The sequence below is a fragment of the Pseudomonas sp. AG1028 genome (assembly GCF_007993955.1).
In the GTDB taxonomy this organism is placed as follows: domain Bacteria; phylum Pseudomonadota; class Gammaproteobacteria; order Pseudomonadales; family Pseudomonadaceae; genus Aquipseudomonas; species Aquipseudomonas straminea.
In genome coordinates, this window is the sequence record NZ_VIVP01000002.1 from 84,436 (window position 1) to 105,545 (window position 21,110).

General features: G+C 62.5%; 20 protein-coding genes. 15 read left to right on the plus strand and 5 right to left on the minus strand.

Going from position 1 to position 21,110, the window contains the following annotated elements:
* Positions 1-121: 121 nt before the first annotated feature.
* From FB481_RS03380 to FB481_RS03390, 3 genes are all read left to right on the plus strand, one after another.
* The gene (locus tag FB481_RS03380; RefSeq protein WP_147175079.1) at positions 122-637 is read left to right on the plus strand and encodes a sigma-70 family RNA polymerase sigma factor; all 516 of its coding nucleotides are present in this window, start codon (positions 122-124) and stop codon (positions 635-637) included.
* Positions 634-1,557, plus strand: coding sequence for a FecR domain-containing protein (locus FB481_RS03385; RefSeq protein WP_147175080.1), 924 nt, complete (start codon positions 634-636; stop codon positions 1,555-1,557). Before FB481_RS03380 ends, FB481_RS03385 begins: the two co-directional genes overlap by 4 nt.
* Before the next feature lie 292 nt (positions 1,558-1,849).
* On the plus strand, positions 1,850-4,099 hold the full coding sequence (locus tag FB481_RS03390) for a TonB-dependent receptor (protein ID WP_256662699.1): 2,250 nt from the start codon (positions 1,850-1,852) through the stop codon (positions 4,097-4,099).
* Positions 4,100-4,286: 187 nt separating this feature from the next.
* Here FB481_RS03390 and FB481_RS03395 read toward each other — a convergent pair whose 3' ends face one another.
* From FB481_RS03395 to FB481_RS03410, 4 genes are all read right to left on the minus strand, one after another.
* The gene (locus tag FB481_RS03395; RefSeq protein WP_093502336.1) at positions 4,287-4,571 is read right to left on the minus strand and encodes a YciI family protein; all 285 of its coding nucleotides are present in this window, start codon (positions 4,569-4,571) and stop codon (positions 4,287-4,289) included.
* 63 nt (positions 4,572-4,634) lie between these two features.
* Positions 4,635-5,942, minus strand: a complete 1,308-nt coding sequence (locus tag FB481_RS03400; RefSeq protein ID WP_027905268.1) for an MFS transporter — start codon at positions 5,940-5,942, stop codon at positions 4,635-4,637.
* A gap of 48 nt (positions 5,943-5,990) precedes the next feature.
* A complete protein-coding gene (locus tag FB481_RS03405; RefSeq protein WP_093502335.1) occupies positions 5,991-6,767 on the minus strand; it encodes an SDR family NAD(P)-dependent oxidoreductase in 777 nt (258 codons plus the stop codon).
* Entirely contained in the window at positions 6,751-7,656 is a 906-nt protein-coding gene (locus tag FB481_RS03410; protein ID WP_147175081.1) for a sugar phosphate isomerase/epimerase, read from the minus strand. The genes FB481_RS03405 and FB481_RS03410 overlap by 17 nt, the downstream gene beginning before the upstream one ends.
* Positions 7,657-7,777: 121 nt before the next feature.
* Between FB481_RS03410 and FB481_RS03415 the strand changes: the two genes are divergently transcribed.
* On the plus strand, positions 7,778-8,686 hold the full coding sequence (locus FB481_RS03415; protein WP_147175082.1) for a LysR substrate-binding domain-containing protein: 909 nt from the start codon (positions 7,778-7,780) through the stop codon (positions 8,684-8,686).
* A 157-nt stretch (positions 8,687-8,843) separates the two neighbouring features.
* On the opposite strand, the gene gcvA is transcribed toward FB481_RS03415, so the two are convergent.
* A complete protein-coding gene (gene gcvA / locus FB481_RS03420; protein WP_147175083.1) occupies positions 8,844-9,782 on the minus strand; it encodes a transcriptional regulator GcvA in 939 nt (312 codons plus the stop codon).
* A 193-nt stretch (positions 9,783-9,975) separates the two neighbouring features.
* Between gcvA and FB481_RS03425 the strand changes: the two genes are divergently transcribed.
* The 11 genes from FB481_RS03425 to kdpB all read left to right on the plus strand — a co-directional run bounded on the left by FB481_RS03425 (position 9,976) and on the right by kdpB (position 21,108).
* Complete coding sequence (locus FB481_RS03425) at positions 9,976-10,827, plus strand: transketolase (RefSeq protein ID WP_093502327.1); 852 nt, start codon at positions 9,976-9,978, stop codon at positions 10,825-10,827.
* On the plus strand, positions 10,824-11,822 hold the full coding sequence (locus FB481_RS03430) for a transketolase family protein (protein WP_093502325.1): 999 nt from the start codon (positions 10,824-10,826) through the stop codon (positions 11,820-11,822). Before FB481_RS03425 ends, FB481_RS03430 begins: the two co-directional genes overlap by 4 nt.
* Positions 11,823-11,888: 66 nt before the next feature.
* Positions 11,889-12,653, plus strand: a complete 765-nt coding sequence (locus FB481_RS03435) for an SDR family NAD(P)-dependent oxidoreductase (protein ID WP_093502323.1) — start codon at positions 11,889-11,891, stop codon at positions 12,651-12,653.
* Positions 12,654-12,755: 102 nt separating this feature from the next.
* Positions 12,756-13,727, plus strand: coding sequence for a TRAP transporter substrate-binding protein (locus tag FB481_RS03440; RefSeq protein ID WP_093502321.1), 972 nt, complete (start codon positions 12,756-12,758; stop codon positions 13,725-13,727).
* A gap of 2 nt (positions 13,728-13,729) precedes the next feature.
* On the plus strand, positions 13,730-14,293 hold the full coding sequence (locus tag FB481_RS03445; RefSeq protein WP_093502319.1) for a TRAP transporter small permease: 564 nt from the start codon (positions 13,730-13,732) through the stop codon (positions 14,291-14,293).
* Positions 14,294-14,301: 8 nt separating this feature from the next.
* A complete protein-coding gene (locus FB481_RS03450) occupies positions 14,302-15,549 on the plus strand; it encodes a TRAP transporter large permease (RefSeq protein ID WP_256662708.1) in 1,248 nt (415 codons plus the stop codon).
* A gap of 49 nt (positions 15,550-15,598) precedes the next feature.
* Positions 15,599-16,486: an NAD(P)-dependent oxidoreductase gene (locus FB481_RS03455; RefSeq protein WP_147175084.1), complete on the plus strand. Its 888-nt coding sequence runs from the start codon at positions 15,599-15,601 to the stop codon at positions 16,484-16,486.
* Positions 16,487-16,528: 42 nt separating this feature from the next.
* Entirely contained in the window at positions 16,529-16,915 is a 387-nt protein-coding gene (locus tag FB481_RS03460; RefSeq protein ID WP_244154130.1) for a hypothetical protein, read from the plus strand.
* A gap of 45 nt (positions 16,916-16,960) precedes the next feature.
* Positions 16,961-17,119: a hypothetical protein gene (locus FB481_RS23305; protein WP_244154129.1), complete on the plus strand. Its 159-nt coding sequence runs from the start codon at positions 16,961-16,963 to the stop codon at positions 17,117-17,119.
* 234 nt (positions 17,120-17,353) lie between these two features.
* The gene (kdpA, locus tag FB481_RS03465) at positions 17,354-19,045 is read left to right on the plus strand and encodes a potassium-transporting ATPase subunit KdpA (RefSeq protein ID WP_147175085.1); all 1,692 of its coding nucleotides are present in this window, start codon (positions 17,354-17,356) and stop codon (positions 19,043-19,045) included.
* 11 nt (positions 19,046-19,056) lie between these two features.
* On the plus strand, positions 19,057-21,108 hold the full coding sequence (kdpB, locus tag FB481_RS03470; protein ID WP_147175086.1) for a potassium-transporting ATPase subunit KdpB: 2,052 nt from the start codon (positions 19,057-19,059) through the stop codon (positions 21,106-21,108).
* The last annotated feature ends 2 nt before the right edge of the window (positions 21,109-21,110 follow it).

The following is a 21,110-nucleotide window of genomic DNA, read 5'->3' on the forward strand; positions in this document are numbered from 1 at the left end:
AGCATTCAAAAGCGGGGTTGGGCCCACAGAGCCCGGGCTCCCAGATTCACTTCCCAATAAGACCCAGGCGCCGTAAAGTCGCGAGTTATTCCTATTCGCATTTCGGCTTGGGTAAAGGTCAATGTCCAGATCGGACACGGAAGTCGCTCACCATGATCATCTGCACGCCCTGTATCGTGACCACAGCAGTTGGCTACGTGGCTGGTTACGCAAGCGACTGAACAATTCGGCGGACGCCGCCGACCTTGCCCAGGATACGTTTATCCGGGTTCTGGTTGCGCGTACTGCCAGCTCTCTGCAGCAACCACGGCACTACCTGACAACCATCGCTCGTGGTCTGGTCATAGACCTCTATCGTCGGCGCAGCGTGGAGCAAGCCTACCTCGATGTATTGATGTCCAGGCCAGAGGTGCAGGCGCCGTCTGCAGAAACCCACGCAATGATTCTGGAAAGTCTTCTGGCCATCGATCGCATGCTCGATGGCCTAGGCCAGCGCACCCGGCAAATTTTCCTTGCTGTGCAGCTGGATGGGCTGACTTACGAAAAAGCTGCTGAGCGTTTTGACGTGTCGGTCACCACAGTGCGCAAGCACCTGGCGAAGGGTCTGATGCATTGCCTGCTGATGGATGAAGAATGAAACAGGCACTCGCCCAGGCAGTTGAATGGTATGTACGACTGCATGACAGCGCGGCCACGGAGGTCACTCATGCCGAGTGGCAGGTCTGGCTTCAGTCTGACCCAGTGCACGCCAAAGCCTGGGAGCGTGTCGAAATGCTGCGCCAGCGCTTGAGTTCGGCACCAGAAGGCTATGCCGCTACCACCCTCGAAACGGCGCGGCAGCAAAGGCGTGAAGCGTTGAAAACGCTTGCCGTGCTACTTGGCGTCGGCGTTACAGGGTGGGGAAGCTACCGGGCTTCACCATTGAGCGCGGACTACAGCACGAGTGTCGGGCAGCGTAAGAGGGCAACGTTGCCCGACGGTAGCTTGTTGGTACTCGATACCGACACCCGGGTGGACGTGCAATTCGACTCGCACAAGCGACTGATCGTCCTTCGCCAAGGCGCCATCCTCATCGAGACCGCAAAGGATATTCGCAGATTGAGCGTGCAGACCGCCGAGGGCGAAATCGAGGCACTGGGCACCCGATTCACGGTGCGGCAGAACGACAGGCTTACCCAGGTATCCGTCGAAGCCCACGCAGTGGCTGTACGGCCGCGATTGGCCTCTGGCCAGGCCATACGCACCGAGGCGGGGCAGGCGGTGAGCTTTACCGCCGCCAGCATCGGCCCATTGAGGGCGGCTAACGAGCAGGTCTCGGCGTGGACGCGCGGCATGCTGGTGGCCGTGGACTGGCGCCTGGACGATCTACTGGCCGAGCTATCCCGCTATCGCCATGGTTTTCTCGGCTGTTCACCGGATATTGCCGGGTTGCAGCTCTCGGGAACCTTCCTCCTTGATGACACCGAAGGTGTTCTAGCGAACCTGGAGGACTCGCTTCCCGTCCAGGTTCGCCGTCTCACTCGCTACTGGGTAAGGGTGGAAGCTCGGGCGGTGTAATCAGAGATTTTTTGCGCAGAGGGGTAACAGATTTTCATTCCTGTTTCGGCTCTACCTGCATGTGCGCATCAGACGCACACATTGCCAACGCTGACAGGAAAATCTCCATGCAAGTACGCACCACCTTTTTCACCAGCAGTGCCCGGCCGACCTCTCTTGCACTGTGCCTGGCCGGCTCGATACTCGCAGCTGCGCCGGCGTGGGCAACACCTTTGAACTACGACATTCCTGCCGGCAGCCTGCCGGCAGCCTGGCGGCAACGCTCAGCGAATTTGCCGCGGCGAGTGGGGTGATGATCACCTTCAGCTCGGAAGATACTGCTGGGTTGCGCTCGCCAGGACTGCAGGGCAGCTACGAGCTGGAGCAGGGCTTCGCACGGGTACTCCAGGGCAGCGGCTTGCGTGTGGTGCAAGCTGGCGAAAACAGGTTCGTGTTGGCCAGGGTGGAAAGTGGTGCAGCGACGGAGCTCGGCCCTATCAGCATCAATGCGGCTGGCCTGGGCACCACGACAGAAGGCACCGGCTCGTACACCACGGGTTCCACCAACAGCGCGACCAAGCTGGCGCTATCGCTACGCGAGACGCCACAAACCGTCAGCGTGATGACTCGCCAGCGTATCGAGGATCAGCAGCTGAATACGCTGAGCGATGTGCTCAAGCAGGCCCCAGGCCTTTCCGTGCAGAACATCGACAGTGAACGGGTGAACATCTATTCGCGTGGTTACTCCATCGACAGCTACCAGCTCGATGGCATTCCGACCACTCTGATCGTACAGACCAGCGCGAGCCCGCAGAGCATGATCGACACCTCGATCTATGACCGGGTCGAGATCGTCAGGGGCGCCACAGGGCTCATGACCGGCGCGGGCGATCCCTCTGGCAGCGTCAACCTGATCCGCAAACGGCCCACCTCGGATTTCCAGGGCTCGGTCAGCGCCGGTGCTGGTTCGTGGCAGACATACCGCACCCAGCTGGATGTATCAGGTCCGCTGACCGACGATGCGCGCTTGCGCGGGCGCACGGTCGTGGCCTATCAGCAGGGCAACAGCTTCATCGATCACTATCAGCAGGAAAAACAGACCTACTACGGCATTCTCGAGGCCGACCTTACTGACAGCACGCTGCTCACCGTGGGTTTCGACTACCAGAAGAACGACCCGCGTGGCGTGTCATTTGCCAGCTTCCCGCTGTTCTATAGCGACGGAGGGCAAACCGACTTCTCGCGCTCGACCAACGCCGGCGCCCGCTGGAGCTACCGCCAGCAGAACACGCTCAATACCTTCGCGACGCTCGAGCAGGGCCTGGCCAACGACTGGTCATTGAAGGTGGCCGTCAACAAGATGTACAGCACCCGGGAGTATTCCCTGGCATCGCTCAGCGGCGACACGCCGGATCGCGAGACAGGAGAAGGCGCCTACCTGTATGGAGGCGACGGCTACGGCTCCCAGCGTCAGCTTGGTATCGATGCCATGGCTCAGGGGCCGTTCCAGCTTTTGGGGCGCGAACATGAGTTGGTAGTCGGCTTGAGCGGGTCGGAATTTCGCGACTACAGCGATCCGGACGATGATGATCTGGAAATGCGGCCGGCCAACATCCATGACTGGAACAACGACACCGACCGTCCCATCTCGGTAGGCAAGCTGATGAACGACGATACGACTATCCGTCAGCACGCAGCCTATCTGGTGGCGCGCTTCAAGCCCACGGATGACCTGTCGCTGATTGCCGGTGCCCGTGTCGGCGACTACAGCTACAAGAAGAAGGCCATCTACAACCCACCGTACACACGCTCGTCCAACTCCGCCGAGACGCGTGAAAGTGGCTTCGTCACGCCTTATGCCGGGGTCGTCTATAACCTCAACGAGATTCACTCGGTCTACGCCAGCTATACCAAGATCTACAGACCACAGTCCATTCGGGACCAAGGCGGGAAAACCCTCGAGCCTCGCGAAGGTGACAACTACGAAATTGGCCTGAAAAGCGAGTTCATGGATGGCCGGGTCAATACCGCCGTAGCGCTTTACGAGATTCAGCAGGACAACCTCGGCGTAGCCACCGGCGAGACCGTCGTGGGCACGGTGCGTGAGTCGGCTTACCGCGCGGTAGCTGGCGCCAAGACCCGCGGTATCGACATGGAGATCCATGGCGAGGTACTGACCGACTGGAACGTCAGTGCGAGCTACAGCCACAGCGTCACCAAGGACGCCGAGCATGAGCGAATCAGAACCGAAGCGCCGGCCAATCTGGTCAAGCTCTGGACCACCTATCGGCTACCCGGTGAGCTACAGCAGTGGACCATCGGCGGAGGGATGAACTGGCAGAGCGGGGTGAGCCTGACCACCAGCGAGGGCAAGGCTATACAGGAGCAGTATGCGGTGTTCAATCTGATGGCGCGTTACGACATCACCAAGAACCTGAGCGCCTCTGCCAATCTGAACAACGTGTTCGACAAGCAGTACTTCAGCTCCCTGGCCCCGACCTTTTTTACCGGCTACTACGGTGAGCCTCGCAACGTGATGTTCACAACGAGATACGCTTTCTAGACGAGCTTCCATTGAAGGGCAGACCACCTACCCAGAATGCTCACTGCAAAACCGCCAGGCCAGAAAGGTATCGCAGGTCAGCGGCGGTAAGCCGTTTCGGCCCGCGAGTGTTTGGGGCATTACTGCTGGGCTCAGGCGGCCCCACTGATCCGGGAGTAGTTGGCTTTTCAGTACCGTAACTCCCGTTTCAGCCCAGACTGAGCAGCCTGATCTCGCGGATTTCGATCTGTTCCCAAACTCGCTCCAGCACGTACGGCTCATCTTCCAGCCATTGGTCAAAATCACTGCGTTGCTCGAAATCCAGGTGTACGTTGGAGCCAATCATCTTGCCTTCGTCGTTCAGCAGCACACCGCCACTCAGCACCTTGCCTTGCTCGGCCAGTGCTTTCAGGCGAGCAAGGTGGCGTTCACGGCATGCAAGCCTGCGCTCGAGCGCATCGGGGTAATCATGGGCGATCAATGCAAATGGCATGTCTGTTCCTTTCGGTGATGGGTAGCGCAGCGCCGCCCAAGGTGCAGCGCCACGAGTTGACTGTCAGCCGTGGGCGGCCAGAGGTTTGAGCGCCGGTTGTGGGGCGGCTTCTGCTGCGGGGCGTGACACCATCGCGGCAATGGCGGCGATCAGCGCCATGCCACCCATGAAGTAGCCCACCGGTAACCAGTCGGAACCACCGCCCAGCAGCGCATAGCACAGGCTCGGCGAGAACCCCGCGATGATGAAGCTGAGCTGGGTTGCGAGGCCCACGCCGGTATAGCGCACGCGAATGGTGAACATCTCGGCGTAGAACGATGGCCAGAGTGCGTTCGGTGCGCTGTAGATGATGCCCTTGAGCACTACGGTCGCAAAGATGATCAGGGCGATATTGCCGGTGGTGATCGACCACAGGAACAGGAACACCCCCGCACAGCAACCCAGGGAGCCGAGCACGAAGATGCGCTTCTTGCCAATGTGATCAGCCAGCATCCCGAACAGCGGCTGACAGATCAGCGCCGCTACCTGGCTGGCGGCAATCGCCGAGAGCATCGAGGCGCGGTCGACGTTCTGGTTGTTGGCTGCCCACGACAGCCCGAAGATCATCACCAGCGACGAAACCGAGCAGATCAGCGCACAGCAGAACACCACGATGAACGCGCGCCACTCCTTGCTGAACATTTCCACAACCGGCGCCTGGGCGACTTCGGCTTTCTTGGCCGCGAACTCCGGACTTTCATCCACACCGGCGCGGATGATCAGAGTCACGATCACCATCAGGGCGCTGAGCAGGAACGGAATACGCCAGCCCCAGGACAGCAACTGCTCTTCGCTGAGCATCGACAGCGGAATGAACACCGAGGTCGCCAGAATAGAGCCCATCGACGCCCCATTGATCAGCCAGCTTGTGTAGAACGCCTTCTTCGTACCAGGCGCATGCTCCATGGTCAGCAGGCTGGCACCGACCTGTTCACCGCCAGCAGACAGGCCCTGCAGCAGCCGGCAGGCGACCAGCAAGCCCGGCGCCCAGGCACCGATGGTGGCGTAGGTCGGCAGCAGGCCGATGATGGTGGTGGCCAGGCCCATCATCAGCAGAGTCATCATCAACACCTTCTTGCGGCCGATGCGGTCGCCCAGGTGCCCGAACAGCAAGGCGCCGACAGGCCGGGCGATATAGCCGACCCCGAAGGTGGCCAGCGCTGCTAGCGTGCCCGCCATCGGGTCGGTGGACGGGAAGAACAGCGTGCTGAATACCAGCGCTGCTGCCGAGCCATAGATGAAGAAATCGTAGTACTCGACGACGCTGCCGAGGAAGCTGCCAAAGGCAGCCTTGCGCGCCATGCGCCGGTCTTTTGTAGCGGAGATAGTCATGGGGCAACCTTTATTGTCTTTGTGATGGTTGGGGAGCGGGTAGGGCGGTTAGCCACTGCCGAATGGCGCCAACTGGCTGCCACCGCACACGTGAATCACCTCGGCAGTGATGAATGCAGCGTCGCTGGAGGCCAGAAACGCCGTGGTGTTGGCGATGTCTTCCGGCGTCGTCAGGCGTTTGAGTGGGGTGCTGTTGATCGAGCCTGCGGCCATCCGCTCGAAGCTCTCGGCGTCACGGCCGTCCAGGGTGAACGCCGAAGGCAGCAACCCCGGCGCGATGGCATTGACGGTGACCTGGTAAGGCGCCAGTTCACGGGCCATGGAGCGGGTCAGGCCAACCAGCCCGGCCTTGCAGGCGACGTAGGCGGGCGGGCCACCTGCGACCCAGCAGCGCGACACCATGTTGATCACCCGGCCGCTGCCCTGGGCCTGCCAGTACGGGGCTACCTTCTGGCACAGTAAGGCCGGGCCACGCAGGTTCACGGTCATCATGTGATCCCACTTGGCCGGGTCAAAATCGAGGATCGAGCCGCGATGATTGACCGCCGCGTTGTTGACGACCACATCGATGCGCCCGAACTCGGCGCCAGCCTGCTCGACCATGGCGTCGATGGAGCCCTTGTCGCCCATGTCGGCATAGACGGCGATGATGCGTTGCTCGGGCTGGCACTCAAGTGAGTCGACCAGTTGCTGAGCTGCCTCGAGATTGATGTCGGCGGCAACGATATGCAAGCCGTCACGGCAGAGGCGCGCGCAAATCGCCCGGCCAAGCTCGCCAGCGGCGCCGGTGACCAGCGCGACCCGGCGGTTAGTTGGTGTGTTCATGGGCGGTATGTCTCGTGGCAGTGTGCGAATCGGGCTTGATGCCGAGCCCCAGGTAATGGCGAATCAGGTCGCGGTTGCGCGACAGCTTGTGCAGATCGCCGTATTTCGTGGAGAAGTCCTCGATCGATATCCAGTCGGCAAAACCGCTATCGGCGAGGGTTTTCAGCATCGACGCGAGCGGCAGCACGCCCTCGTCCGGCGGGCACCAATCCCATTGCCAGCCAAGGCCTGGGCCGATGGGGCTGTAGGACACGTTCTTGATCTGCGCGTGGGCGAGGTGTCGGCCCATCAGGTCGAGGGACAGCTGTACGTCTTCGCGCCCTTCGATGGCGAGGTTGCCGATGTCATAGATGATGCCCAGGCTGCTGGCCGGGTAGTGCTCGACCACGCGCATGGCCAGCGAAGGGCTCGAACAGATGGTGCGTTGATGCACTTCGAGCACCAGTTGCACGCCCAGCGCTTCGGCGCGCGGCAGGATCTGATCGAGAAACCGGCGCATCCGGCCGTAGGCCTCGGCGTAGCGCTCGCTCGCATAGTTGGGTGCCCAGAGGCGCAGGCGTGCCTGACCGGCAAGGGCTGCCAGGTCGATCAACCGCTCGGCGTGGTCGAGATCGCCAACGGCCAGGTAGGGGCTGAGCCCGAAGATCTGTAGGCCGAGGGATTGGCAATGCGCCTGAATGCGACTGATCGCCGATTCAGTCGGGGCGATGGTGCAACGGTTGTTCTGGCGGGCGTCCCAGGGGTGCGTTGGATCGAGGTGGCCGATATCGGCGACTCGCCATTCGACGCCCTGGTAACCAAGGCGGGCGAGTTCATCTACCAAGGCCTCGGGGCACAGGCTCGGTAGCGAAGCGCTGGAAGCCCCGAGTCGTGGAATGGGCTGGCTCATTGGAATCCTGATTTAGTGTTATTGGATCTATCAGGAATGCTAAGTGAAACCTCAGGTTGATTAAATTGATAAAAAATCAGCCTGAAATTAACTTGTGGGTTGATTAACTCGGGCCGCCTCCATGAGCCAATCCACCATCAGCCTTCGTCACCTGCGGGTATTTCTCGCTGTAGTCAGCTCCGGCAGCCTCGCCACGGCGGCCAAGCTCTTGCACATCACCCTCTCCGCCGTCTCCAAGAGCCTCAAGGAGCTGGAGCACGAGCTGGGCGTTCAGTTGGTGATTCGTGGCCGCAAGGGCATGCAACTCACCCAGGCGGGAGAGACCTTCCACAAGCACGCTGCGCAGACCCTGGCCAGTTTCAACCAGGCCATGGATCAGGCGCAGGTTGCCGACCATGCGCCGGAGCTGTTGCGTATCGGCGCTTTGCCGACGGCCGCGGGATACATGCTGGCGCCAGTAATCGCTCAAATGCGTGAGCGTTATCCGCAGGTACGGGTACAGGTGTTATCCGGTGTGTACGAATATCTGGTGGGCAAGTTGCGCACCCGCGATATCGACCTGATCGTCGGCCGGCTGATTGGTCGTGACATGCTCGGCGTGATGTTCGAAGCGCTTTATGAAGAAGACCTGCTGATGGTGGTACGCCACGATCACCCGCTCGCGGGATTGGAGCGCCTGCATCTCGAAGACCTGCGCCCCTACGTGTTGATCGCCTCACCACAGGGCACACTGGTGCGCACCAGCGTTGACAACTTTCTGCTCTCGCAAAATGCCGGCGAAGGCTTGCAAATTTTCGAGTCGCTTAGCGAAACCTTTTCTCGCGTGTATGTGCAGGACCATAACGCCGTATGGTTCGTACAACGCGGCGTGGTCGACCTGGATTTGCGCTTGGGGATCGTCAGGGCGCTGCCGTTCTCCAGCCCGCTATTACGCGCTCCAGTCGGCCTGACGACCCCGACGGATCGCCCCGTTTCCAGAGCGGCGGAGCATTTCTGCCAACTTCTACGCAGCTGGGCTAGCGAGGCCTAGGCGTGGACCGCTTCAATTTTTCAGAAGCCTGTTTATGCACATATGGCGAATGATTCGGCTCTGGTTACTGTTGCTCGGACGGCAGTCCTACGGACTGTAGCTCTTGATCAAAGATTTAGGCATTTGAGGTAAGGAGCACTAATACGCGCGATCAGCGTTAGCTGCTTCTTTTGACTGCCCGCGTTGGCTTGTTTGGCGAGTGGTGATCTTCAAGTTCGTTGAATAGCCAGTCCTGGAAGCTGCGTATCTTTGGAAGCTCCGCGTATGACTTAAGGACATTAAAGGTATAACCCTGGACTCTGGGGCCTTCAAGCCCGAAGGGCGCTACCAGGCGCCCTGTCTCGAGTTCGCGTTGCACGAGCAGCAAGCTCTCCAGACATATACCCTGGCCATCCACTGCGGCGCTGATCGCCATGAATGAACGATCAAAGCGTGGCCCGCGGGATATGTCGAGGGTCACCTTGCGATGCTGGCGCATCCAATCGCGCCAGCTCACTAGGCAGACCTCGCTGTGTATCAGCATGTGATGGCGCAGATCTTCTGGTACACGAATCTGCTGTTCACCATTGGCCAGCGATGGTGCGCAAAGCGGCACGATGGTCTCGGCCGGAAAGGGCAGCACCATGGTGCCGGCTGGTTGCAGGCGTTTCATGCCATAGCGGATATCGATATCCACACCCTGAGTCAGGAGATCGGCAGGGGCTGGATACGAAGCATTCAGCCGCACGTCGATATCCGGTTCAAGGGCGCTGAACCGGGCCAGGCGCGGCATCAACCATTGAGTCGCGAAACTCGGTGTGGAGTGCACGGTGAGGATGTCGCTTTTGGCCGTGCGCCCTAGTTCGCGGGTGGCGATGTCGATCCTGGCAAAGGCCGCCGAAACCTCTTCCGCATACACACGGCCGGCATCGGTCAGCACCACTGCGCGGTGAACGCGGTGGAACAGGCGCACACCAAACTGCTCTTCCAAAAGTTTTATCTGATGGCTGATCGCCGAGGGTGTAACGAACAGTTCTTCTGCGGCGAGTGCGAAGGACGACAGCCTCGCTGCCGCTTCGAACGCCTGAATTGCCTTGAGAGAGGTTCGGCTTTGCATCGCGCTTTCACATGAGTTCAGTTCATCTATATGGCTTGATTATTCGTTTGAGCGCAAAAAATCAAGCGAATAGCCTTGAACTCACTGGTTGAGCGGCCTTCTAGGACGTTCGGCAGTTAGGAGATTTGCTTCTCCGACCGAGACGATCAGGCACCGGTAGCTTCAAACGCCGGGCCGTATTAAGGAGAACCGCGTGCAGAACAATAATTCTTCCGTCCACGCCAAGGTTGCCGAGGGCGCCTATCGCATCCGCCGCTTCGCGCTGCAGATGGGTGAGGTCCAAGGCCAAGGTTACGTCGGTCAGGCGCTTGGTTACGCCGACGTGCTGGCGACCGCTTACTGCCATGCGCTGAACCTGCGCCCCGAAGACCCCACCTGGGAAGGTCGCGACCGCTTCCTATTGTCCCACGGCCATTACGCCATCGCCTTCTACGCGGCGTTGATCGAGGCGAAGGTCATCCCCGAAGAAGAACTGGAAACCTACGGCAGCGATGACAGCCGCCTGCCCATGTCGGGCATGGCGACCTACACGCCAGGCATGGAAATGTCGGGTGGCTCGCTCGGCCAGGGCCTGCCGATTGCCGTGGGCATGGCGCTCGGCCTGCGCCTGAAGGGCAACCCGGCGTTCGTCTACAACTCGATGTCCGATGGCGAACTGGACGAAGGTTCGACCTGGGAAGCCGCGATGAGCGCGGCTCACCATGGCCTGGGTAATCTGATCTGCCTGGTGGACATCAACAACCAGCAAGCGGATGGCCCTTCGACCAAGGTGCTGGGCTTCGAGCCGCTCGCTGACAAGTGGGCGGCGTTCGGCTGGCACGTACAGCGTGTCGACGGCAACGACCTCGCCGCGGTCATCGAGGCCTTCGACACCGCGCGCAACCTCACCGAAGCCAAGCCTCGCGTGATCCTCTGCGACACCCTGATGGGCAAGGGCGTGCCATTCCTCGAAACCCGCGAGAAGAACCACTTCATTCGTGTCGACCAGGCCGAGTGGCAGCAGGCCCTCGATATTCTCGACCAAGCCCAGGGAGTCGCCCGATGAGCACCACCGCCAAGAAACCCCGCCTGACCACCTCGGCGATGATTGCCTCGATTGCCTCCGAAGGGCAGCGCGTACAGTCGGCCCCGTTCGGCAAGGCCCTGGTCGAGTTGGCCGCCAACCGCCCGGAGATCGTTGGCCTGACTGCCGACCTGGCCAAGTACACCGACCTGCACCTGTTCGGTCAGGCTTACCCGGATCGCTTCTTCCAGATGGGCATGGCCGAGCAACTGCTGATGGCCGCCGCCGGCGGCATGGCCAAGGAAGGCTTCGTGCCGTTCGCCACCACCTACGCGGTGTTCGGCACCCGCCGCGCCTATGACTTCGTGCACCAGGTGATCGCCGAGGAAAACCTCAACGTCAAACTGTGCTGCGCGCTGCCCGGCCTCACCACCGGCTACGGCCCCAGCCACCAGGCCACCGAGGACATCGCGCTGATGCGTGGCATCCCCGGCATGACCATCGTCGACCCCTGCGATGCGCTCGACACCGAACAGGCCGTGGCGCAGATCGCCGATCACAATGGCCCGGTTTACATGCGTCTGCTGCGTGGCAACGTGCCGCTGGTGCTCGACGAATACGGCTACAGCTTCGAACTGGGCAAGGCCAAGATGCTGCGCGACGGCCGTGATGTGCTGGTGATCTCGTCCGGGATTCTGACCATGCGCGCACTGGAAGTGGCCAAGGCATTGGAGGCGGACAAGGTCGACGTCGGTGTGCTGCACGTGCCGACCATCAAGCCGTTGGATGTCACGACCATCCTGCTTGAAGCCGGCCGCGCCGGCCGTCTGGTGGTCGTGGCCGAGAACCACAGCTCGATTGGCGGCCTTGGTGAAGCCGTCGCGACCGCGCTGTTGACCGCTGGTGTGACCCCGCAATTTCGTCAGATCGCACTACCCGATGCCTTCCTCGACGCCGGCGCGCTGCCGACCCTGCACGACCGCTACGGGATTTCCACCGAGGCGATGTCGGCCACCATCAAGGGCTGGCTCGGCTGAACGCGGCGTCACGCTGACCCACATTTCCACGCGCCGCTTGCCGGCGCTACTGCAAGGATCTTTTGCATGAATAACGCTCTTCTTCTCGCTGGCAAGGTCGCCATGATCTCGGGCGCGGCCTCGGCGCGCGGTATCGGCCTGGCCACCGCTCGCCTGTTCGCCAGCCACGGCGCCAAGGTGGCGATTCTCGATCTGGATGAAGGGGCTGCCATCGAGGCCGCTGCCGCCATCGGCCCCGAGCACCGTGGCTACGCCTGCAACGTGGCGGACAAGGACGCCTGCCTCAAGGCCACCGAGCGCGCCATCGCCGACTTCGGCCAGATCGATGTGCTGATCAACAACGCCGGCATCACTCAGCCGGTGAAGACCCTGGAGATCGACCCGGTGAGCTGGGATCGCATCCTCGACGTCAACCTGCGCGGCGTGCTCTACCTGTCCCAGGCGGTCATCCCGCATATGCAGGCGCAGGGCGGTGGCGCGATTGCCTGTATGTCCTCGGTATCGGCCCAGCGTGGCGGCGGTATTCTCGGCGGCCCGCATTACTCGGCGGCCAAAGCCGGTGTGCTGGGCCTGGCCAAGGCCATGGCGCGCGAGTTCGGCCCGAGCAACATTCGCGTCAACTGCGTGACGCCCGGCCTGATCCAGACCGATATCAGCGCCGGCAAGCTCAGCGATCAGCAGAAGGCCGAGATCGCCGCCAGCATCCCGCTCAACCGCCTGGGCAACGCCGAGGAAGTGGCCGGTGCCTACCTGTTCCTCGCCTCGAACCTGTCGGCCTACATCACCGGTGCCGTGATCGACGTCAACGGAGGCATGCTCATCCACGGCTGAGGATTACGCCGGTTGTTTACGTGCAGGCCAAAAGAGGGCCTGCACGAGTAATGTGCAGTACTTAATACAGACAATATCAATAAGAAAAGTAGGGTTAAGCTCATGAAGAAGACACTGATCGCAATCGCGGCGACCTTCGCACTGGCTACTGCCTCCACCAGCTGGTCTCAGCAAGTGCTGCGCCTTTCCCATAACGCTGCGCCGGGTAACCCGAAGGCGGTGGCCTCGCAGAAATTCGCCGAACTGGTTGCCGAGAAGACCGAGGGCCGTGTCAAGGTCGAGGTTGGCGGCAGCGCGCAATTCGGCGACGACGTCGAGTCCCTGACCAACATGCGCCTGGGCTCGCTGGCCTTCAGCACCAACTCCCAGGGCAGTACCGCCGGCGTGGTGCCGGAGTTCAACGTGGTCGGCCTGCCGTTCCTGTTCCGCGATCTCGAGCATGCCTACCAGGTGGTCGACGGCCCGGTCGGTGCCAAGCTCGACGAGGCCGCCAACAAGAAAGGGCTGGTGGTATTGGCGCTGTGGGACAACGGCATCCGCCACACCAGCAACAACAAGCGCCCCATCGTCAAACCCGAAGATCTGCAGGGCATCAAGGTGCGTACCCCGCCTGACACCATGACTCTGGACATCTTCAAGGCGCTGGGTGCCAACCCGGGCCCGCTGGCCTTCTCCGAGCTGTACATCGCACTGCAGCAGGGCGTCTTCGACGGTCAGGAGAACCCGCTGATGAACGTCTACTCGTCCAAGTTGTACGAGGTGCAGAAGTACATCTCGCTGACCGGGCACAAATACGAAACCACGCCACTGCTGGCCAGCAAGATGATTTGGGCGGGCTTGTCCAAAGCCGATCAGGCGGCGATCAAGGAAGCTGCGGTGGAAGCCGGCAAGCTCAATCGTGAGATGTCGCTGGCGGCGGATACAGAGCTGCGCAGCAAGCTCACCGAGGCCGGCGTGCAGATCAACGAGATCGACCAGGCCGCATTCGCTGCCAAGACCAAGTCGGTCTACGACAAGTGGTCGAAGCAGTACCCCGAGCTCGTAGAGCTAATCGTCTCGGAAGCGAGCAAGTAAGCATGGCCGCGCATATTTCTTCCAGCGCTGCGGCGCCTGGAGGCGTCATCGCCGTGGCTGCGAAATGGATCGACACGCTCATCGTGGCCATCAGTACAGTGGTCGCACTCACCGCCATGGTCGTCATGTTCCTGTCCCTGATGGCCGAGGTGGTGGCGCGCTACATCACCAACCAGAGCATGGGCTGGCCCACCGAGATCCCCAACCTGCTGTTCCCGTGGCTGATCATGGGCGGCATCGTCCTGGCTGCCCAACGCGGCCAGCACATCGCCGTTACCGCATTGCACAGCATGATCGGGCGCGTCGGCAACCGGGTACTGGTGGCCGGGCATCAGGTGCTGATTGCCGTGGCCTTCCTTTACCTGACGTGGGTCGGGCTCGACGTCGTCGAGATCACTGGCAGTGAAATCTACCCAATGACCGGCATCACGGCGAAATGGGCCTACCTGTCGCTGATCGTCGGCTTCGTCGGGCTGGGCCTCACCGCGTTGACCACGCTCGTTCACCTGCTGCGGGCAAGCGACCCGCTTGCCGTGCGTACCCATCAGATCGAGGAGGGTGTATGACCTTAATGATGCTCCTGGTCTTTGGTGTCCTGATGGCACTGGCTCTACCGGTTGGCTACGCGCTGATTATCAGCGCAGGCCTGGCGGCGGTGACCATCGGTGAAATGCCCAGCGTGGCCGCGGTGGTGAAGATCTTCCAACCGACGCAGAGCTTCCCGCTGCTGGCGATCCCGTTCTTCATGCTCTCGGGCAGCCTGATGATGGGCGGCACGCTGGGCAAGCGCCTGATCCACTTCGCCACCCTGCTGGTCGGTCGTTTTCACGGTGGTCTGGGCCAGGTGACGGTGGTCGGCTCCACGGTGTTCGGCGGCGTCTCGGGTTCGGCTGTGGCGGAAGCCTCGGCGCTCGGCTCGATGCTGATCCCCTGGCAGAAGCGCGAAGGCTATCCGGGCGCGTTTGCCGCGGCGGCCACGGCCTCGTCGGCGACCATCGCCTGCCTGATTCCGCCGTCGATCCCGCTGATCCTGTTCGCCACGGTATCCAACCAGTCGATTGCCTCGCTGTTTCTCGCCGGCATCCTGCCTGGCCTGATGCTGGCCGCTGGCTTCATGATCGTCTGCTACCTGTCGGGCCGTCTGCGCGGCTTCAAGCGCCTGACCGATGAGGTCACGCTCAAGGGCGTGCTGCGTGCGACCCTGGCAGCCGCTCCGGCGCTGGGGATGCCGGCGTTCATCGTGATCCTGCTGCGCACTGGTATCGCCACGCCGACCGAAGTCAGCGCGCTGGCGGTGTTCTACGGTCTGCTGGTGAGCACGCTGGTGTATCGCGACCTGACCTTGCGCCGCATCTACGATGCGCTGGTGCATACCGCCGTGACGACGGGCGTGGTGATGCTGGTGATCGCCGCTTCCAACTTGGTGGGCTACGTGCTGACCGTCGAAGCGATCCCGACCGCAGTGGCCGAATGGACGGCGCAAACCCTGCAGTCGCCATGGATGGTCATCCTGATGCTGAACCTGATCATGCTGACGGTGGGGATGTTCCTCGACCTGCCAGCGGCGATCCTGCTGCTCGGCCCGACCCTGGTGGCCATCGGCAACGCCATCGGCCTGGATCCGATCCAGCTCGGCATCATGATGGCGGTGAACCTGAGCATGGGTCTCTTCACTCCGCCGGTCGGCACCACGTTGTTCATCGCAGCGGCAATCTCGCGTGAGCGGGTGGGCGCGGTAGTGCGTGAGCTATGGCCCTTCTACCTGGTGGCGTTCACGGTGCTCGGGCTGATCTCCTTCGTGCCAGCCTTCACCCTCTACTGATTGGCATGGCCCCTGCGTGAGCAGGGGCCATGCCAGGCAAGGAATCTCCATGACCACAATTGCATTTGCCGGGCTTGGCTCGATGGGCTTGCCCATGGCCAAGAACCTGCTCGCCGCCGGCCATCGCGTGCGCGGTATCGATCTCAACCCTGTGGCGCTTGCCACGCTCGCTCAGGCCGGTGCGCAGCCGGCTGCGGACGCAGCCTCTGCCGCCAAAGATGCCGATGTGCTGGTCCTGATGGTGGTCAATGCCGCCCAGGCTGAGCAGGTGCTGTTCGACAATGGCGCATTGGAGGCACTGGCTGAGAATGGCATCGTCTGCCTGATGGCCACCTGTCCACCCACTGCGGTCGAGCGCATCGCCGCGCGCGTCACCGTGACTGGGCGCCGCTTCGTCGACGCTCCGGTGTCGGGCGGCACTGCAGGCGCCATCGCCGGTTCGCTGACCATTATGGCCGCCTGCGAATACGCCACCTTCGAGGCACTGCAGCCGGTGTTCGAAGGCATCGGTCAACGCCTCTTCCATGTCGGCGAGCGTGCTGGCCAGGGCGCTACGGTCAAAGCCGTCAACCAGTTGCTGTGTGGTGTGCATATTGCCGTGGTCGCCGAAGCCTTTGCGCTGGCGGCGAAAGTCGGTGTCGATCTGCCGGTGTTGCTGGAAATCATGGGCGGCTCGGCGGCGTCGAGCTGGATGCTCAAGGATCGCGGCCCGCGCATGCTCCAGGCTGAGCCCGAGGTCAGCAGTGCGGTGGACATCTTCGTCAAGGATCTGGGCATCGTCCTCGAAGCCGGGCGCGACGCGCAGGCCGCGTTGCCGATTGCTGCGGTAGCTCACCAACTGTTCCTCGCCACCTCCGGGCGCGGCGAGGGCCGGGCTGACGACAGCCAGGTGATCCGCAGCTACTACGCCCTCAACGGTACGCCAACGCAGGGCTGAGTCGCCCAGCACCACCCACTCGCCAGCGACTAAGGTTGCCCGATGCTCGTGCAGATCGTGAGCATCGTCTTCCCCGTGTGCGCGGTCATTGCGGTTGGCTGCCTGTATGGCCGCAAGCATCGCCCTGACATGCTCGCGACCAATCAGGTCAACATGGGCATCTTCGTGCCCACGTTGATCTTCTCCGTGCTGGCGAGCAAATCCGTCGACCTGGCCGAGGTGCAGATGATTGCCCTCGGCGGCCTGGTCATCGTGCTCGGTTCCGGCTTGCTCGGCTGGCCCATCGCCCGCCGGCTGGGTTATGCACCGAAAACCCTGCTGCCGCCGATGATGTTCAAGAACGCCGGCAACATGGGGCTGCTGCTACTGCTATTCGCCCTGGGCGTGCTCCTGAACACCGCCCCCGTATTGGCACGTTCGGCGCCGTAGCGACGCCGCTGACCTGTATGCTGATTGCCAGCGGTGCTCAACTTCATGTTCGCCGAGCGCTATGCCCAAGAGCCCGAAAAGGTGGCGTCGATCATGATAATGGGCCATCTGGCCGCGCTGTTTTCCCTCTCGCTGGCGTTGGCTTTGCACGTGTGGCGTGAAGATAGAGTTGATGCATTTAACTCTGAACCTGAGGCGCAGTGATGAGGGCTGACACGGGCGAGATTCCTGCTTAGCTGTATCTGCAAAACCCATCCTGACGTGGCGCAGCCAAAACAGGCAGCACTAAATCGGCGAAGAAAATACCACTACTCCAGCACCACCAAACTCGCGTTATTTACGTTTAATTTATGCATCTCGGCCTTAGCGCAATAGAGACTTTACAGCCATAGATCCAACAATCTCCTCGTCGCCGTTACGGCATCGCAGGCATGGATCATGACTGAATTTCTGTTCGTTTTTGGCTTGGCCATCGCGCTGGCTTGGCCACTGGGTCGCTACCTGGCGGCCGTTATGCGCGGTGCGCCGATGCGCGGGGATCGGCTGTTTACGTGGGTGGAGCGGCCGCTGTATCGGCTGCTCGGCGTAAGCCCGGCTCAGGGTATGGGCTGGAGGACTTACGCCGGCGCCTTTCTGCTCAGCAACCTGGTGCTTGGCCTGCTGGTATGGCTGATGCTGATGACCCAGCAGTGGCTGCCGCTCAACCCCAATGCGGCGCCCAATATGCGTTGGGATCTGGCGCTGCATACCGCGGTTTCATTTCTGACCAACACCAACCAGCAGCACTACTCCGGGCAGGCGCAGCTTTCCTACCTGTCGCAAATGACCGCCATCGTGGGCCTGCAGGTGATCACGCCGATGATGGGCCTGGCACTGGTGGTGGCGACGCTGCGTGGCCTGTTCGGCGGGCGCCGGCAGGTGGGCAGGGATGAGGCTGCCGATGTCGGCAACTTCTGGGCAGACCTCATCCGCCCGACGGTGCGGCTGTTCCTGCCGCTGTGCCTGGTGCTTTCGGTATTGCTGACCTGGCAGGGAGTGCCTGCCACCCTGGATGGCGGGCCGCTGGCGAAACCGCTGGATGGCGCCGCGCAGATGAGCGAGCAGAAGATCCCGCTCGGCCCGGTCGCCGCCATGGTCGCGGCCAAGCAGCTGGGCACCAACGGTGGTGGCTGGTACGGCCCCAACAGCGCCGCGCCACTGGAGAACCCAACGCCACTGAGCAATCTGCTGGAGACGCTGGCCATCATCCTGCTGCCGATGAGCGTGGTGTTCATGGTCGGCAGCCTGACCGGCCGAGCCAAGCTCACCGCGCTGATCTTCGGCTGCATGCTGAGCATGTCGCTGATGTCGGCCGGCGTCGCGCTGTGGTCCGAAGGGCACTCGGCGAGCAGCAGTGACAGCGCCTTGATGGAAGGCAAGGAGGTGCGCTTCGGCGCCGACGCCTCGGCGCTCTGGGCCGCGGTGACCACCCAGACCAGCAACGGCTCGGTGAACGCCATGCATGACTCCCTGGCGCCGCTGACCGGCATGGTGGCCATCGCCAACATGCTGGTGAACGCGATCTGGGGCGGCATTGGCTGTGGCCTGCAGCAGTTTCTCGTGTACCTGCTGCTGAGCGTGTTCCTCGCCGGTTTGATGACCGGCCGTACGCCGGAGCTGTTTGGCCGCAAGATCGAGGCGCCGGAAGTGAAGTGCCTGGCCGTGCTGATACTGCTGCAGCCGCTGGTGGTTCTGGGTTTCACCGCGCTCACGCTGCTGCTGCCGGATCTGGCCGGCACCTCCAACCCCGGTGCCCACGCCATCAGTCAGGTGCTCTACGAGTACACCTCGGCCTTCGCCAATAACGGTTCGGGTTTCGAGGGGCTTGGCGATGCCACCTACTGGTGGAACCTGACCTGCGTGGTGGCGCTTATCCTGGGTCGCTACCCGGCGCTGATCCTGCCGCTGATCATCGCCGCGATGCTGGCGCGCAAGCGGGTGACCCCGGAAGGGCCGGGCACCCTGCAGATTGAGACGCCGACCTTCGCGCTCACGCTGATGGCCATCATCGCCATCCTCACCCTGCTGCAATTCATGCCCGTGCTGGTGCTGGGGCCTGTGGCCGACCACCTGCAGTTCATCATCCGTTGAGGCTGATTTCCATGACTCAGATAACCCAACATTCTGCTGTGGTCAAACGTCCGGCGCTGCTCGACAGCGCCGGCGTGAAGAGCGCCACTCTGGCTGCCTTCGCCAAGCTCGCGCCGAATAACGCCTTCAGGAACCCGGTGATGGCCGTGGTCTGGCTCGGCACGCTGCTCTGCGCGGTGCTGACCCTGCTGGGCAAGAGCACGCCCGCCATCGGCTGGAACGTCACCTTGCTGTTGCTGGTCACGGTGCTGTTCGCCAACTTCGCCGAGGCGGTGGCCGAGGCCCGCGGGCGCGGCCAGGCCGATTCGCTGCGCAAGGCGCGCAAGGATCTGGTCGCCCGTCGCCTGAAAAGCCTGAGCGAGCGCGATGAGCCGCAGCGCATCGCCGCCAGCGAACTGCGCCCGGGCGATCTGGTGATCGTGGCGCAGGGCGAGATCATTCCCGCCGATGGCGAGATCATCGAGGGGCTGGCGAGCATCAACGAGTCGGCGGTCACCGGTGAATCCGCGCCGGTGCTGCGCGAGGCCGGCACCGACCGCTCCGGGGTGATCGGCGGCACCAAGGTGCTGTCCGACCAGATCATCGTCGAGGTCACCGCCCAGCCGGGCGACAGCTTCCTGGACCGCATGATCGCCCTGGTCGAAGGTGCCAACCGGCAGAAGACGCCCAATGAAATCGCCCTGGGCCTGCTGCTGACCACCATGACCCTGACCTTTCTTATCGTGGTCATCACGCTGCCCGCCATCGCCGCCTTCGTCGGCATCCAGATCGATCCGCTGCTGCTGATCGCGCTGCTGGTGTGCCTGATCCCGACCACCATCGGTGGCCTGCTGCCGGCCATCGGCATCGCCGGCATGAACCGCGCGCTGTCCGCCAACCTGCTGGCCAAGTCGGGCAAGGCCGTGGAGGTCGCCGGTGACGTCGACGTGCTGCTGCTCGACAAGACCGGCACCATCACCCACGGCGACCGCCAGGCCACGCAGTTCCATGTGCTGCCAGGCATGCAGCTCGGCCGCCTGCAGGAAGCCGCGCTGCTGTCGTCCCTTGCCGACCCAACGCCGGAAGGCAAATCCATTGTCAAGCTGGCGCGGCAAAACGGCGTCAATGCCGAGGCGCCGAAGGACGCCACCTTCATTCCCTTCAGTGCCCAGAGTCGCCTGTCCGGCCTCGATATGAGCGACGGTCAGGTGATTCGCAAGGGTGCCATCGATGCCATTCGCCGCCATGTGCTGGCGATGTCCGGTTCGGTACCACCGCAACTGCAGGAACTGGTCGATCAGGTCGCCCGTAAGGGCGCCACGCCGCTGGTGGTATCCGATGGCCGCCTGGTGCTGGGCGTGATCGAGCTCAGCGACGTGGTCAAGCACGGCATCCAGGAGAAGTTCGCCAAGCTGCGCGCCATGGGCATCCGCACCGTGATGATCACCGGCGACAACCCGCTGACCGCCGCGGCCATCGCTGCCGAGGCGGGCGTCGACGACTACGTCGCCGAAGCGCGGCCGGAAGACAAGCTGGCGCGCATTCGCCAGGAGCAGGAGCGCGGTCACCTGGTGGCGATGGTCGGCGACGGCACCAACGACGCGCCGGCGCTGGCCCAGGCGGACGTCGGCCTGGCGATGAACTCCGGCACCCAGGCCGCCAAGGAGGCGGGCAACATGGTCGATCTGGATTCAGATCCGGCCAAGCTGCTGGCCGTGGTGGAGGTGGGCAAGCAGCAACTGATCACCCGCGGTGCGCTGACCACCTTCTCGCTGGCCAACGACGTGTCCAAGTACTTCGCCATCCTGCCGGCGCTGTTCGCCGGGGCGATTCCGGCCCTGGCCGGGCTCAACCTGATGCAGCTCTCCAGCCCGACCAATGCGGTGCTGTCGGCGCTGATCTTCAACGCGCTGATCATCCCGCTGCTGATTCCACTGGCCATGCGCGGTGTGCGCGTGCGCGCTGCCAATGCCACGGCGCTGCTGCGTCGCAACATGCTGATCTACGGCATCGGCGGGGTGGTGCTGCCGTTTCCGGCCATCAAGCTGATCGACATGCTGCTGTCGGCAACCATCGGCGTTTAGAC